Raw genomic sequence first — 14,561 nt, 5'->3', positions numbered from 1 at the left:
AGGCCCCGGCCTCACGGACACGCCGTGAACAGGGGAAGCCCGGAACAAATTCGAGCCCGTTCGACGGCGAACCAAAACGTCAAGCTCAGCTCCGAGCAGCGCTCCACACGGTGGTCCTCGCGCCCCCCGATGTCAGTGCGGCGGGATACCGTCCCTCATCACGCTGAGGTGAGGGGAGAACCATGGCGAGGAACGCCCGGGCCGAGCAGCTGCGGGAGTACGGCTGGTCCGTGCTGGAGGGGGCCCGGTCGGAGCAAGTGCTGCGCATGGCACGGCAGGTGAACGCCGTGTCGTACACGAGCGCGCGGGAGTACGCCGGCCGCTCGCTCTTCGAGTTGCTTCAGAACGGCTACGACGCGCATCCGAGGGACCGCCGCGACGGACGGGTCCACGTCCTGCTGGACGAGGCGGAGGGCGAGTGGGGGACGTTGTACGTCGCCAACGGCGGCACGCCCTTCACCTGGCGGGACGTCGAGCGGGTCTGCGAGCTCGCGCAGAGCTCGAAGGAGGTCGGTGAGGGCATCGGGAACAAGGGCGTCGGGTTCCGCAGCATCTTGCTGATCAGCGACGCGCCCGAGATCTACAGCGCAGACCCCGACAGCCCGCTCGGCCCGGAATTGGACGGGTACTGCTTCCGCTTCGCGCAGAAGGTCGACGTGGAGGAGTTCCTCGCCGGTGAGGACAACGCCCACGAGGTGGCCGCCAAGTATCCGCCGCTCCAGGCGCCCCTGCCGCTGGACGATGTGCCCGCGACCTGCCGACAGCTCGCCGCCCAGGGGTACGTAACCATCGTCCGGCTACGCTTGCTAAGCGAGGCCGCACGGGCCGAGGTCCGGCTGCGGATGCGCGAGCTCGCCGGGGCGAAGGTACCCGTGATGCTGTTCCTCGACCGGCTCGCTGGCCTGACGCTGGAACGGCGGGCTGCCGATGGCGAGTCGGGCGACCGCCAAGAGGCGCACGAGCGGTACGAGCTGACCCGCTCGGAGGAGCGCTTCGATGTGGAGCAGGACGGCGCCGGGCACGGATTTCCCGTCTCCTGCGCGACCGTGGACCTGGGGCCGTCCGGCACCTTTCTCGTAGCCCGGGGCACCGTGGAGAAGGAACGGCTGAACAGCACGCTCGCCGAGGCCGTGGGTTCCGGGCTCCTCGACGACACGTGGCAGGAGTGGAAGCGGTCCGCCGTTGTCGAGGTCGCGCTCCCGCTGCCCGCTCCGCGCCGACCGCGACGCGGGCAGATCTACACCTTCCTGCCGATGGGCGAGGACCAGGCCGCGCCGTTCCCGGGGCACGTGAACGCCCCGTTCTTCACCAAGTTCGACCGCACCGGGCTTCCCTCCGACAACCCCCTCAACGTGCTGCTGCTCGACGCGGTCGCCGAGACCTGTCTGGCGGCCGCCGCGGTACTGCGTACCGTGCCCGAGCCGTCGATGGGGCAGTTCGCCGTGGACCTGGTGAGCTGGGAGAGCGAGAAGGGCTCTGCGGGGCGGCTGCGCGCGGCCGCTCTGCGCGTGCACGGGAGCGAACTCGCCGACGTACCGCTCGTGCCCGTGCTCGCCGCGGACGGCGCCCCGCCGGAGGCGGGCTGGGCCCCGCCCCGGGGCGCGGTCCTGTGGCCGGACCTCGACCTGGCCGTCCTCACGGCACACCGTGCGTACGAGGCCGGCGTCGTGGTGGCGGACCCCGAGATCGGCGGCGACCGGCTGAAACGGCTGGCCGCCCTGTGCAAGACCCTCGCGTGCCCTTGGGAGCCGGGCCCGGAGATCCTCGCCGAGTACGTGGAACGGATCGTCGGGGGCCTTCCCCTCCCCCGGTCCGGCGAGTCCCCGGAGCAGTGGAGTGCGCTGTACGAGGACCTGGCCGCCCTCTTCGAGGACGACGGGCACGTCCTGCACGGCAGGCAGCTGCTGCTCGCGGAGGACTGCACACTGCGGCACACCAACCGTCCCCTCGGCAGGGCGGGGACGGGCACAAGTACACGTACACAGGACAAGGCGAGCGGTCAGGGTGCCCGCCGCGAGGCGTTCTTCCAGCCGATGCGTACGGAGGCGAACCAAACCGAGGCCCCTTCCGTCCCCGCCCTGCTCGGCAAGCGGTTGTTCTCCCTGCACCCGGGGCTGGTCTGGAAGGACCGCGGCGAGCGTACGCGCGGGCGGACCGCCCGCGCCTTCCTCGAGCAGGAGGGGCTCGTCCGGCCGTACGACACGAGGGGCCTGCTGGAACACGTGCGGCAGGCGCTCAGCGCAAGCACCGATCTCCGGCTGCGGCTCCAGACCCTGCGGTTCGTCTTCCGGCTGTGGCAGCCGCGACGTTCGCTGGGCGGGACGGAGATCTCCTCGCTCGGACTGTACGTACCGTCCGCGGACGGCCGACTGATCAGGGCAAGCGGCGCCGTCTTCGGCCGAGGCTGGGGCCGCGCGTCCGTAGGTGAGGACCTGGCGGCGGTGGTCGCCGCCGGGCAGGACGTGTCGAAGAGCCTCAAGGAGATCGCCGAACGCCTCCTCGCCGGGCCCGAAGAGTTCGCCAAGCGGGGCGACGAGACCACCGCTGCGGAGTGGCGGGCGTTCCTGCTGGAGGCCGGGGTGGCCGACGGGCTGCTCCCAGTCAGGTCCTCCGACGCCTTGAGCCGGGTGGACCAAGGCCGGGAGCTCAGCGGTCGGCAGCTGGTCCGCATGGCGAAGGTGTCTGCCGAGGTGCAGGAGCAGTGGGCGCCCTACGTCCACTGGCCCGGTGTCCACTACCCCCGGACGCCGTACCGGGGAACACCCGCCTGGCGGCTCCCCGGCCAGGACGTAGTCGGACGCCTCGGCCAGGAGGCCCGGCTGGCGTACGCACGGCTTGTCCTGCACGGCCTGGCCAGCTGGAACGACGAGAAATTCGCCAGTGTCTGGACCAGTGCCGGCAGCCAGAACTCCCCGGACACAGAACAGGTCACGACCCCGCTCGGCGCCTTCGTCCGAGAGCAGCCGTGGCTCCCAGTGCGGGGCCGCGACCGGGCCGTCCGGTTCGTCCGGCCGGCCGACGCCTGGCACTGCCCGCCCGGGCTGGAGGAGGAGCCCTCGTACGCGCCGACCGTCGACCATCGGCTGCGCCACCTCCTGGAGCGCGGCAAGGCAGGCGACCGCCTGCGGGAGATGCGGCTGCCGACCTGGGACGACCCCCGGGACAGCGACCGCCTCATCGCCGCGCTGGGACGGCTCGCCGCGGAGGGCACGCTGGGTGCCGAGGCCCGGCCCGCCGCGCAGCGCGCCAACGAACGCGCGTGGAGGCACCTCGTGAGGCGGCCCCGTCCCGCACTGCCCGAGGGCGCCAGTCTCCTCGCTGAGTCCGAGGACCGGCTGATCAGCGTTCCGCTGTCCGCCCTGGACGGCGGGGAAAGCGATGGTGATGCCGGGACCGTGCTCTACGTCAGCGGTGAACGCGACGGCTTGACGGCCCTGCTGGTACGGGAGATGGCGCGCCCCCTGCTCACCCTTCCCGGTGTCTCGGCGGAGGCCGCCGCGCTGCTGGCGGCCGAACACCCCGCCACCGTCCGGCACACGAACGACCTGATGTTCACGGTGACCGTGGACGGCGCACGGGTGGACCCCGCGACCATGGGAGAGCCACTGGTCCAGCAGCTGCCCTGGCTCACGCTGGCCGTGGGCGTCCTCTCCGACCACGTGGCGCGCGGTCCCCGGGCGAGCGATGCCGAGCTGAGCGAGCTGACGTCCCTGGTCCGGAGCGTATGTCTGCACCGCTACCGCTCCTGGGACATCGAGCTCGACGGCCGGCCCGTGACGTTGCCGGGCCGCCTGGGCGGAGTGCTGCCGCTGCCCGATCCGAAGCATCCGCTCGTCCTCGCCCCGGCAGGCGAGCCGGGCTGGCCCGAGACCACCCGCATCGTCGTGGCGGTCGCCGAGCTGCTGGGACGGCGGGATTTCGGCGACCGGCTGCGCCTCGCCGCCCACCAGCTCGCCTCCCGCCACGCTGACCTGCGCGACCCGGGCCAGGAGGAGCTCGCCGACGCCCTGGAAGTCACGGTCCACCAGGTCGAGGAGACGAGTCGCCGGATCGACGGAGCCATCGGCGTGGTCCTGGAGCGCTGCCGGCCTTTCCTCGTCCACCTGCTCGGCACGGAGGCCGCGAACTCTCTGTTCCTGCCGCCGCCCGGCGCCACACGGGAGTTCCAGGCTCACCTTGAGGAGTACGCCGCCGAGCTCCCGGTCTCCGTATCCGAGTTCATCGCCAGGGCCCGCGCGGCCCGCGGTACGGACGAACTGCGGCGCGACCTGGGCATCGGATTCGCCGAGCTGAACGACACCCTGCGCGCGATGAACCCGCCCCTGGAACCGATCAGCCACGCCGACGAACACGAGGAGGCGCTCCGCACCTACCTGGACCTGCGCAAGAAAGAGCTCGTCAACCGGCTGCGCTGGGCGGTGCTGGAGGACTTTGACGCGCGCCGTCCGATGCCCGACTGGCCCTCGGTCCGGGCCCTGGACTGGATCACCGCGCCGGAGGCATGGACGTACACCGTGGACACGGCCGACACGGGGAGCCTGGAGGCGCACGTGGAGGCGCAGCTGGCGCTGCGCCTGGGCCGCGCGGTGCCGTTGCCCCGGTCGGGCGAACGCCTGCCCGCCCCTGACCAGGTACGCGGCGCGAACCTCCGTACGATCACCGGCCTGGCCGCCGACCTCGCGGTCCTGGTCAGGGCTGCCGGACACCCGTTGCCCACGGCCCTGACCGGAGTCGAGCCCGCCGAGGAGGTCACCGCGCGGCTGGAAGCCGCGGGCGCGCTGGACTTCCGACCCCTGTCCCCCACCGACGTCGTCGGCTGGCTTGCGGCCCTCGGCCAGTGGCCCGACGGGATGGCGATGGCGACGGATCCCGAACGGCACGGGCTGTCCGAGGGCGACCTGGACCGGGTGCGCAACGCGGCGGAACACGAGCGCCGCGAACGGGAGCGCAAACGGCGGTCGATCTCCGTCGGCGGCCGCGACTTCGACGTGCACTCAGGCGACTTCACCGCCCTCACCCGCGAACTCGACCGGGTACTGCAGAGCGGCTCGGCGCCGGCCATCACCGCCGCCGGGCCGCTCCGCTTCACAGACCCCCGTCCCCAGACCGGGCGCACCCAGGCCAGCAGTCACACGCGCGGGCGGCGGTACGGGGGCGGCACGGACAGCGGGCTGACCACGGCCCAGCGGGAGGCCATCGGCTACGTGGGCGAGTGGTACGCGTACCAGTGGCTGTGTGCGTGCTACCCGGACCGCATGGACGAGACCGGCTGGGTGTCGGGCAACCGCCGCAAAGCCTTCCCCGGCCCGTCCGGCGACGACGGCCTCGGCTTCGACTTCCGGGTCGGCTCCGGCAGCCGGCCCTACCTGTACGAGGTGAAGGCGACCGGGGGCGAAGGCGGCCGCTTCGAGCTGGGAGAAAGCGAGGTCCGCGCGGCCCGCCAGCACGCGGGCAACGACCGCTGGCGCCTCCTGGTGGTCACCCACACCCTCACCCCTCACAAGATGGCCATCCAGATGCTCCCCAACCCCTACGGAAAGCGCGGCCGGGGCCGCTACCGCGAGGAGGGCGGGGCACTGCGCTTCTCCTACCTGCTGTGACCTTGACGTTCAATTCCAGCGCGAGATGAGGCGGGGTTGAACGTTCCCCGGCGCCCAGGCTGCGGAATGCTCATCACCGGCGGCGAGCCGTTGGAGCAGTGCGCGTTGCCGTTCATTCGGGTCAGACCGTCGATCCACGATCACCAACCCACAGCGCGCTCGCATGCCCTGTACAGAGCCGAAAGAGTGGCACCTGCCCGTGGGAGTTCTCTGGGACTTTCCTGGGACTTCCGGCCGCATCAGCCAGTACGAGCGTGAAACAACCGAAAGGGCATTCATGCAGGTCAACGACCTGCGACGGCCAGACATCGCAGGTCACGGCGTTGGCTGGTCTCTTCCGGGACATCTGACCATCAGGAACCAGCAGCTCCGCGCAGAGCGTCGCACACCCTCAGCGCCCATCGATATACGCCCCCTGACAGGGCCTGACCTGCCCAACAGGTCGCCTGACATCCCATCAGAACGAGCGTCAAATGAGCGTCACGAGCGTCATTTCAGCGTCGAGATATCGCCCGTAACGCCCACACCGCACATAATGCGCACACGCAAAACCGCAGGTCAGGAGCCCTTCGCGGCCGGTTCAAGGATCGCGACACACTCCACATGGTGGGTCATCGGAAACACGTGGACAACTCCACGAAGCGCCTGCCGTGCGCATTGCCGTCCGCCCCAAGGTTCCGGTCCCGCAGGAACTCCAACCCCGCCTTGAACTTTTCCGACACGGGCTCCCCTGGCGCCGACATCCCCGGAGCCGGGTCAACGGGTTGATCACGCAAACGAATTCACATGCCGACTCCAACCAGCGTCTGGCCGATTCCAGAGGGCCACGTCCGCTGGAGTGCTACATCGACAGCCACTCCAGTAGACATAACCCGCCACCGCCGCCTGCTCGGAACGCACCGGAAAGTCACAGTTCAGACATGGGACCGCACCATTGGCCCGCCACCAGTAGCGCACCTTGACCGGGTCAAGTCGCGCCACAGCCCCGTCAAGTACGCTGGTCCCCAAGCGGTCCCCGATAACGATCAAGAGGCCGCTCCAGGTATCCTCTGAAACGGCCCCCGACCTGCGACTTCGAAAAGTCGGGACGACAGGATTTGAACCTGCGACCCCTTGACCCCCAGTCAAGTGCGCTACCAAGCTGCGCCACGTCCCGTTGCCCGTCTGACCTGGGGTTTCCCCTGGGTTGACGTGCAGGAAAACAATACCGCACTCGGGTCGGTGGTCGCGCCCGCGTTTACGGCACGACCGCGTCTACGGCACGCCCAGCCCGGGATGTGCCTCCAACAGGCGCGGCGGGGCCGCCTGGCGCCAGGAGTCGGCGAGGACGGCGCGCAGTTCCGCCTCGTCCTCGATCTCGGCGAGGCGGGCCCGGACCCAGGCGAACTGGGACTCGTGATCGGCGATCCAGAACTTTCCGGGCTCGGCGAGGACCAGTTCGTCGCGCTCCTCCTTGGGACAGCGCACCGCGATGGACGTCTCGTCCTCGGGCAGGGTGGCGAACATCTTCCCCGCCACCCGGAACGTGGGCATGTTCCAGGCGACCTTCTCCGTGGTGTCCGGCAGGGAGAGCGCGATACGGCGTACGTCTTCGGCGTCGGGCATGCTTCGCACGGTAGCGGCTGCCACTGACAGTCACCCGCCGGCGAGGTGCTTGTAGTACAGGGTGGTCGGGCGGAGCACACCCGTCGGGTCGGCCGCGTAGTCGGGGATCACCCCGGCCCTGGTCCAGCCCGCCGTGCGGTAGAGGTGCTCGGCGGGGCTGTCGGTCTCGGTGTCCAGGTGGAGAAGGGTGACACCGGCCTCGGCGGCGGCCCGCTCGGCCAGCGCGAGGAGGCCGCGGCCGAGACCCTGCCCGCGCGTGTCGCGGTGGACCATCAGCTTGACGAGTTCGGCGCGGTGGCGGCTGTTGGGTTTGTCGGGGAAGGCGAGGCTGACCGTGCCGACGGCCCGGAGGCCGTCGTACGCCGCCCAGACCGTGAGCCGGTCCGCCGCCACGGCATCCGCCCGCTCACGCCACCAGGCCACGGCCTCGGCCCGGTCGAGCGGGGCGAGGAAGCCGACCGACGCTCCGCCGTCCACCGTGTCGACCAGAAGGGCCGCCAACTCCGCGGCGCGGTCGAGGAGTTCGGTGGGATTCATACGGGTGGCGATCACGGGAGCACCACCGCCAGCGCGTAGCGCGTCTCCGCGTCGCCGGCGCAGCGGAACCGGGTCGGGCCCCACACCCGCAGCCGTAGGCAGTCACCGGTCTCCAGGCGGTGGGCGGTCTCCCCCGCCGTCACCTCCAGGGCGCCTTCCAGGACCCAGATGTGCTGTTCCAGGCCGGGGACGGGCGGGCGGTCGTAGGCGATGTCGGCGCCCGCGGCGAGCCTGCCCTCGACCAGTTCGCCGCGCAGCCCGGGGTGCGGCGGGGACACCGAGCGGCGGACGAAGCCGGAGGCCCGGTCCGCCCAGACGGGCTGGTCGGCGGCGCGCAGCAGCGGGACGGGCTCGTCGTCCGCCTCGACCTCGCTGAGCAGCCGGGACATCGTGCGCCCGTACACGGCGCACAGCCGGTTCAGTGTCGAGGCGGTGGGGCTGATCTCCGCACGCTCGGCGCGGGACAGCGTCGAGCGGCTGATCCCGCTGCGCTCGGCCAAGTCGCCCAGGGACCAGCCGCGTTCGGCCCGCAGCTCGGCGAGTCGTGTGCCGAGGCGGGTGTCGAGGCGGGTGTCGAGCAGCTCCGCATCCTGTCTCATATACGGGATGCTATCCCATTCATGAAACGGACGGATTGCCGGAGGCTCACACCGGCGCCGCCTCCCGCAGTGCGTCCAGCACCGGACGGATCAGGGGGTGCTCCTCCGTGCCGCGTCGTACGGCGGCGAAGACGCGGCGGGTCGGGGCCGCGCCGTCTATCGGGCGGACGACGACGCCGGTGAGGTCCATGCCGCGCAGCGCCGAGCGCGGGACGAGGGCGACGCCGGCGTCGGCGGAGGCGAGCGCGACGACCGCGCGGAAGTCGTCCGAGGAGTGCTCCAGGCGGGGCTGGAAGCCGGCGTTCTCGCAGGCCAGGACGACCACGTCATGGCAGGGGTTGCCGGGGTAGGGGCCGATCCAGCTGTCCTTGGCCAGCTCGGCCAGCGCCACCGGATCGGCGTCGGCCAGCCGGTGGTGCACGGGGACGACCGCGTCGAACGGCTCGGCGTAGAGGGGCAGGTGGATCAGCCGGGGGTCGTCGGCGGGCGGGGCCCCGCGGTACTCGACGGCCACCGCGATGTCGACCTGCCGGTCCAGGACCATCGGCAGACTGGCGTCGCCCTCGGCGTCCTGGACATGGAGGCGGATGCCGGGCGCGGTCCGGGCGAGCCGGGCCAGTGCGGGGGCGACGACCAGGGCGATGCCGGTCGCGAAGGCGGCCACCGTGACCGTGCCGGCCTCACCGGAGCTGTACGCGGCGAGTTCCGCCTCCGCCCGCTCCAGCTGGGCGAGGACCGCGTGGGTGTGGGCGAGCAGGATCTCGCCGGCCGCGGTGAGCCGTACGCCCTTCGCGCCGCGCTCCACGAGGCGGTGGCCGGTCTCCTGCTCCAGGGCGGTGAGCTGCTGGGAGACGGCGGATGGGGTGAGGTACAGCGCGGCGGCCGCCGCTGTCACGGTGCGGTGGTCGGCCACCGCACGGAGGATGTGGAGCCGCCGCGCTTCGATCATGCGACCGATTATTGCAATATGTCAGTCTTCCAGTTGCGCTCGCGCACCGATGAACGCGTCCACCGCGCGGTTCACGTCGTCCGTCGAGTGCGCCGCCGACAGCTGGACGCGGATCCGGGCCTGCCCCTGCGGGACGACCGGGAAGGAGAAGCCGATCACGTACACCCCGCGCTCCAGCAGCAGTTCGGCCATCCGGGCCGCCTTCGCGGCGTCGCCGATCATGACGGGGGCGATGGCGTGATCGCCGGGAAGGACGTCGAAGCCCTCGTCCGTCATCCGGCGGCGGAACAGGGCGGTGTTCGCGGCGAGCCGCTCCCGCAGGTCCCCCGCCGACTCCAGCAGGTCCAGGACCGTCAGGGAGGCGGCCGCGATCACCGGGGCCAGCGTGTTCGAGAAGAGGTAGGGGCGGGAGCGCTGCCGGAGCAGGGCGACGATCTCGGCGCGCGCGGCGACATAGCCGCCGGAGGCGCCGCCGAGCGCCTTGCCGAGCGTGCCGGTGAGGATGTCCACGCGGTCCATGACGCCGTGCAGTTCGGGGGTGCCGCGCCCGCCGGGGCCGACGAAGCCGACGGCGTGCGAGTCGTCGACCATGACCATCGCGTCGTAGCGCTCGGCGAGGTCGCAGATCTCGCGCAGCGGTGCCACATAGCCGTCCATGGAGAACACGCCGTCGGTGACGACCAGTCGGCGGCGCGCGTCGGACGCCTCCTTCAACTGCGCTTCCAGGTCGGCCAGATCGCGGTTGGCGTAGCGCAGACGGCGGGCCTTGGACAGCCGGATGCCGTCGATGATGGAGGCGTGGTTGAGGGCGTCGGAGATCACCGCGTCCTCGGGGCCGAGGAGGGTCTCGAAGACTCCGCCGTTGGCGTCGAAGCAGGAGGAGTAGAGGATCGTGTCCTCCTGGCCGAGGAACGCCGACAGCCGCGCCTCCAGCTCCTTGTGCACCTCCTGCGTGCCGCAGATGAAGCGGACCGACGCCATGCCGTAGCCCCAGCGGTCCAGGGCCCGGTGAGCGGCGGCGACCACCTCGGGGTGGTCGGCGAGGCCGAGGTAGTTGTTCGCGCAGAAGTTGAGCACCTCGCCGGGGCGCCCGCCCGCGGTGACGCCGACGGTCGCGGACTGCGGGGTGCCGATGACGCGTTCCGGCTTGTGCAGACCGGCGGCACGGATCTCGTCGAGGGTGGTGCGGAGGTCGTCGCGCACGGAGTCGAACATCATCAGTTCCTTTACAGAGTCCAGTCCAGGATGACCTTGCCGCCCTTGCCGCTCGCCGCGTCGGCGAACGCCGCCTCGAAGTCGCGGTGTCCGTACCGGCCGGTGATCACGGGGGCCAGGTCGAGACCGCCCTCCAGGAGCACCGACATCGCGTACCAGGTCTCGAACATCTCACGGCCGTAGATGCCCTTGATCGTGATCATCGAGGTGACGATCCGGGCCCAGTCGACGGCGAACTCCTCGGCGGGCAGGCCGAGTACGGCGATCCGGCCGCCGTGGGTCATGTTGGCGATCATGTCGCGCATGGCCTCCGGGCGGCCGGACATCTCCAGGCCGATGTCGAACCCCTCGCGCAGGCCCAGCTCCCGCTGTCCGTCGGCGACGGACGACACGGAGACGTCCAGGGCGAGGCTCACACCGATCTTGCGGGCCAGCTCCAGCCGCTCCTCGCTCACGTCGGTGATCATGACGTGCCGGGCGCCCGCGTGCCGGGCGACGGCGGCGGCCATCAGACCGATCGGCCCGGCGCCGGTGATCAGGACGTCCTCGCCGACCAGCGGGAAGGACAGAGCGGTGTGCACGGCGTTGCCGAACGGGTCGAAGATCGCGGCCACGTCCAGGTCCACCGGCACCCGGTGCACCCACACATTGGACGCGGGCAGCGCGACGTACTCCGCGAACGCGCCGTCGCGGCCGACCCCGAGGCCGACCGTGGCCCGGCACAGATGCCGCCGTCCGGCGAGACAGTTGCGGCACTTGCCGCAGACGAGATGCCCCTCGCCGCTCACCCGGTCGCCGACGGCGATGTCGGCGACGTCCCGGCCCGTCGCAACGACCTCGCCGACGAACTCGTGCCCGATCACCAGCGGGGTGCGGATGGTCTGGCGCGCCCAGCCGTCCCAGGCCCGGATGTGCAGATCGGTGCCGCAGATGCCGGTCCGCAGCACCCTGATCAGTACGTCACCCGTGCCGACGGCGGGCTCCGGGACGTCCGTGAGCCACAGCCCGGGCTCCGCCTTCTCCTTGACCAGCGCCTTCACGTCGCGGCTCCTGTGGTGAGGCCCCGGACCCGCGCCGGGGAATGCGGTGGACTCGCCCAGCAATCTTGCGCAAGCCACCCGCCCCCGGTCCATCGAGCTTTTCTTAAGCGGAGCAACAGCTTTTCTTCAGGCCCGGCGCTACGGCGTCTGCGCCTCCAGGCGTACGACGAGGTCGGCGGCGGTCGTCTTGATGGTCTCCAGGCCCGCTCTGCCCCAGGGGCGGGGGGCGAGGTCGGCGACGCACACCGTGCCGAGGACCGTGCCGGTCGTGTCGATGAGCGGGGCGCCGAGATAGGAGTGGATGCCGTACTCGTCGACGGCCGGGTTGCAGGCGAACCGCGGGTAGTCGCGGACGTCCTCCAGGACCAGCGCCTTGCGCCGGACGACGACATGCGGGCAGAAGCCGTACTCGCGGGCCAGCCGGCGCCCGACCACGGGCTTGCCGCGCTCGGCCCGGCCCCCCTCCGGGGTGTGCAGTCCGGCGAAGAACTGCCGTTGCCCGTCAGGGAAGTTGACCATGGCGTACGGCGCCCCGGTCAGCTCGGCGAGACGGTCCGCGAAGGCGTCGAGGGCGGGCTCCGGCCGTTCCCCGAGGCCGAGTCGGCGCAGCCTCCGGGTGCGGGCGGGAGCTTCCCTGTCCTCCGGGGTGAGCAGCAGACGACCGGCCGGGCGGGGCGGGTCGTAGCTCATCTGCGGGCTCCGTCTCTGGGGACGTGTGGCATGCGGCGGCTCCGGTGCGTGGTGTGCGGGATGGTCACATATGGGCGCCGCGGCTCGGCTGGGGTGCCGCCGGTGCGTGCGCGATGAGATGGCGGACGAGGGTGAGCAGGGTCTGCACGCCGGAGGCGGAGATCCGGGCGTCGCAGCGCACGATGGGGATGTCCGGGTCCAGGTCGATGGCGGCGCGCACCTCCTCGGGGTCGTAGCGGTGGGCGCCGTCGAACTCGTTGACGGCGACGATGAAGCCGAGCCCGCGTTCCTCGAAGAAGTCGACGGCGGCGAAGCACTCCTCGAGGCGGCGGGTGTCGGCGAGGATGACCGCGCCGAGGGCGCCCTCGGACAGCTCGTCCCACATGAACCAGAACCGTTCCTGTCCGGGCGTGCCGAACAGGTACAGGACGTGCTGGGGGTCCAGGCTGATCCGGCCGAAGTCCATGGCGACGGTCGTCTCGACCTTGTTCTCGATGCCGTCGAGGTTGTCGGTGGCGGCGCCGACGGTGGTGAGCAGCTCCTCGGTGCTGAGCGGCGCGATCTCGCTCACGGCACCGACGAAGGTGGTCTTGCCGACCCCGAACCCGCCCGCGACCAGGATCTTCAGGGCGGTCGGGAACGGGTCGGCGTGGCCGTCGTCGTAGGCATGCTGGGCTCCGTATGTGTCGTACGCGCCGTACGCGTCGTATCCGTCGCTGTCAGAGCTGTCGTCGTAGTCCATCGAGCACTGCCTCCAGTAGGGCCCGGTCGGTGGGGTTGTGGTGGAACTCGGGGGGCTTGGTGGTCAGGGCCCCGCAGTCGACGAGGTCCGAGAGAAGCACTTTGGTGACCACCGCCGGCAGCTTCAGATGGGCCGCCACCTCGGCGACCGGGACCGGGGCCCGGCACAGGTCGAGGGCCTGCGCGTGTTCGGGGCCGAGGTACCCGAGGGGTCTCGCGCCCGTGGACATCACCTGGGACATCAGGTCGAGGGCGACGGTGGGCTCGGTGCGGCCGTTGCTGACCGTGAACGGGCGCACCAGCCGACCGGCCGCGTCGTCGAGCCAAGGCCCGTCGCCGGTCGCCGTCACGCTCAAGTTCCCGTCACCGACGCATCGACGGCCGTCTGCCGGGGCGCGGTCGTCAGATACGGCCGCACGCTCTTGACCAGCATCGACATCTCGTAGCCGAGTACGGCCGCATCGGCCTCGCGGCCGGCCAGCACCGCGAGGCAGGTGCCGGAGCCGGCGGTGGTGACGAACAGCAGCGTCGAGTCGAGCTCGACGACGACCTGCCGTACGTCCCCGCCGTCGCCGAAGCGGATGCCGGCGCTGCGGCCGAGGGAGTACAGGCCGGAGGCCAGGGCGGCCATGTGGTCGGCGCTGTCGGTGTCGAGGCCGTGGACCGACTTCACCAGTCCGTCGCAGGACAGCAGTACGGCGCTGGTGGTGTGCGGTACGCGCTGCACCAGGCCGCTCATCAGCCAGTCGAGATCGGATACCTGGGCGGTCGGCGCATCGCTCGCCATGGTGGATCGACTCCTTGGGGTACGAAGGTCTGCGGGAGCGCTGGGGGTGGGGGTGCCGCTCATCCGGCGGGCGCGCTCCCGTCGTGGCGGGGGGTGGAGTGGTCGGTGCCGGGGGGGGGGCCGCCGTAGGCCTGGGGGTCGGCCGGCGCCTCCGGTATGCGGGGCGTGGGGAAGGGGGGTGCGGCGGCCGGGTCGAGGGGGGCGGACACCGGGTAGGAGCTGTGCTCCAGTGCCTCCCACTCCGGGTAGGGGGCCGACGACGACTCGAGGACCTCCGCCTCCAGGCTCTGCTGGGCCTCGGCGAGGCCGATGCCCCGCTGGAAGGCGGCCATCAGTCCGGGGTCGTGCCCGACGGGCTGGTGTTCGACGTCCGGGCGGGGGACCGGGCCACCGCGCAGCTGGGGCGCGATGTGCTCCTGGGCGCGGCGGCGGGGCAGCCGGGGCTTGCCCATCGTCCCCCGCACGACGGCTCCGGTGCGCGGCACGGGCGCGAGGCCGGCGTTCTCCTCCACGGCGGCCCGGTCCCCCGGCCGGATCCCCGGCAGGGCCTCGGCGGGATTGGCCCGCCCCTCCCGACTCCCCCGCACGGGCAACGGCGCGGGCCCGCGCCCGCTCACCCGGGAGCCATCGGCCCACCGCGCCTCTGCGGACGGCGGGGGCGGCGCGGTCCCGGACACCGGGGCCGGGGGGCGCAGGGTCGGGGACGCCGGGGCCGGCACCGGAGTCGGGGGGCCCAGGGTCGGGGACACCGGGGGCGGGTCGGTGCGGCGTTGGTCGGCGTCGGGGGTGGGGTGGGGG

11 protein-coding genes, 1 tRNA gene and 1 pseudogene are annotated in these 14,561 nt (G+C 71.8%); 1 reads left to right on the top strand and 12 read right to left on the bottom strand.

Going from position 1 to position 14,561, the window contains the following annotated elements:
* Positions 1-182: 182 nt before the first annotated feature.
* Positions 183-5,600 (top strand): sacsin N-terminal ATP-binding-like domain-containing protein, encoded by a 5,418-nt coding sequence (locus tag ACFPIH_RS49145; RefSeq protein ID WP_381181896.1) that lies wholly within the window; start codon positions 183-185, stop codon positions 5,598-5,600.
* Positions 5,601-6,682: 1,082 nt separating this feature from the next.
* On the opposite strand, the gene ACFPIH_RS49140 is transcribed toward ACFPIH_RS49145, so the two are convergent.
* The 12 genes and pseudogenes from ACFPIH_RS49140 to ACFPIH_RS49085 form a co-directional block, all read right to left on the bottom strand.
* A tRNA-Pro gene (locus ACFPIH_RS49140) sits at positions 6,683-6,756 on the bottom strand.
* A gap of 98 nt (positions 6,757-6,854) precedes the next feature.
* The gene (locus tag ACFPIH_RS49135) at positions 6,855-7,205 is read right to left on the bottom strand and encodes an MmcQ/YjbR family DNA-binding protein (protein ID WP_381181898.1); all 351 of its coding nucleotides are present in this window, start codon (positions 7,203-7,205) and stop codon (positions 6,855-6,857) included.
* Between the two features lie 30 nt (positions 7,206-7,235).
* Positions 7,236-7,742 carry a GNAT family N-acetyltransferase gene (locus ACFPIH_RS49130; protein ID WP_381182048.1) on the bottom strand — a complete coding sequence of 169 codons (507 nt, stop codon included), beginning with the start codon at positions 7,740-7,742 and terminating at the stop codon, positions 7,236-7,238.
* 11 nt (positions 7,743-7,753) lie between these two features.
* Positions 7,754-8,341, bottom strand: a complete 588-nt coding sequence (locus ACFPIH_RS49125) for a helix-turn-helix domain-containing protein (RefSeq protein ID WP_381181900.1) — start codon at positions 8,339-8,341, stop codon at positions 7,754-7,756.
* 46 nt (positions 8,342-8,387) lie between these two features.
* On the bottom strand, positions 8,388-9,290 hold the full coding sequence (locus ACFPIH_RS49120; protein WP_381181902.1) for a LysR family transcriptional regulator: 903 nt from the start codon (positions 9,288-9,290) through the stop codon (positions 8,388-8,390).
* A gap of 21 nt (positions 9,291-9,311) precedes the next feature.
* Positions 9,312-10,505, bottom strand: a complete 1,194-nt coding sequence (locus tag ACFPIH_RS49115) for a glycine C-acetyltransferase (protein WP_381181904.1) — start codon at positions 10,503-10,505, stop codon at positions 9,312-9,314.
* A gap of 11 nt (positions 10,506-10,516) precedes the next feature.
* A complete protein-coding gene (tdh, locus tag ACFPIH_RS49110) occupies positions 10,517-11,545 on the bottom strand; it encodes an L-threonine 3-dehydrogenase (RefSeq protein WP_381181905.1) in 1,029 nt (342 codons plus the stop codon).
* Positions 11,546-11,683: 138 nt separating this feature from the next.
* Positions 11,684-12,235 (bottom strand): GAF domain-containing protein, encoded by a 552-nt coding sequence (locus tag ACFPIH_RS49105; protein ID WP_381181907.1) that lies wholly within the window; start codon positions 12,233-12,235, stop codon positions 11,684-11,686.
* A gap of 64 nt (positions 12,236-12,299) precedes the next feature.
* Positions 12,300-12,977 carry a GTP-binding protein gene (locus ACFPIH_RS49100; protein WP_381181909.1) on the bottom strand — a complete coding sequence of 226 codons (678 nt, stop codon included), beginning with the start codon at positions 12,975-12,977 and terminating at the stop codon, positions 12,300-12,302.
* On the bottom strand, positions 12,955-13,326 hold the full coding sequence (locus ACFPIH_RS49095) for a DUF742 domain-containing protein (protein WP_381181911.1): 372 nt from the start codon (positions 13,324-13,326) through the stop codon (positions 12,955-12,957). The genes ACFPIH_RS49100 and ACFPIH_RS49095 overlap by 23 nt, the downstream gene beginning before the upstream one ends.
* A 2-nt stretch (positions 13,327-13,328) precedes the next feature.
* On the bottom strand, positions 13,329-13,763 hold the full coding sequence (locus ACFPIH_RS49090; protein ID WP_381181913.1) for a roadblock/LC7 domain-containing protein: 435 nt from the start codon (positions 13,761-13,763) through the stop codon (positions 13,329-13,331).
* Positions 13,764-13,822: 59 nt separating this feature from the next.
* A pseudogene (locus ACFPIH_RS49085) lies at positions 13,823-14,561 on the bottom strand (ATP-binding protein); the annotation flags it as partial.

Origin of the sequence: Streptomyces vulcanius, from assembly GCF_042653945.1 — a bacterium.
GTDB lineage: Bacteria > Actinomycetota > Actinomycetes > Streptomycetales > Streptomycetaceae > Streptomyces > Streptomyces mangrovi.
This window is presented reverse-complemented; position numbering and strand designations above follow the sequence as displayed.

Bases quoted from the DNA above. Each gene is read 5' to 3' on its own strand.
- ACFPIH_RS49145 (WP_381181896.1), top strand. From the start codon at position 183: ATGGCGAGGAACGCCCGGGCCGAGCAGCTGCGGGAGTACGGCTGGTCC.
- ACFPIH_RS49135 (WP_381181898.1), bottom strand. From the start codon at position 7,205: ATGCCCGACGCCGAAGACGTACGCCGTATCGCGCTCTCCCTGCCGGAC.
- ACFPIH_RS49130 (WP_381182048.1), bottom strand. From the start codon at position 7,742: ATGAATCCCACCGAACTCCTCGACCGCGCCGCGGAGTTGGCGGCCCTT.
- ACFPIH_RS49125 (WP_381181900.1), bottom strand. From the start codon at position 8,341: ATGAGACAGGATGCGGAGCTGCTCGACACCCGCCTCGACACCCGCCTC.
- ACFPIH_RS49120 (WP_381181902.1), bottom strand. From the start codon at position 9,290: ATGATCGAAGCGCGGCGGCTCCACATCCTCCGTGCGGTGGCCGACCAC.
- ACFPIH_RS49115 (WP_381181904.1), bottom strand. From the start codon at position 10,505: ATGTTCGACTCCGTGCGCGACGACCTCCGCACCACCCTCGACGAGATC.
- ACFPIH_RS49105 (WP_381181907.1), bottom strand. From the start codon at position 12,235: ATGAGCTACGACCCGCCCCGCCCGGCCGGTCGTCTGCTGCTCACCCCG.
- ACFPIH_RS49100 (WP_381181909.1), bottom strand. From the start codon at position 12,977: ATGGACTACGACGACAGCTCTGACAGCGACGGATACGACGCGTACGGC.
- ACFPIH_RS49090 (WP_381181913.1), bottom strand. From the start codon at position 13,763: ATGGCGAGCGATGCGCCGACCGCCCAGGTATCCGATCTCGACTGGCTG.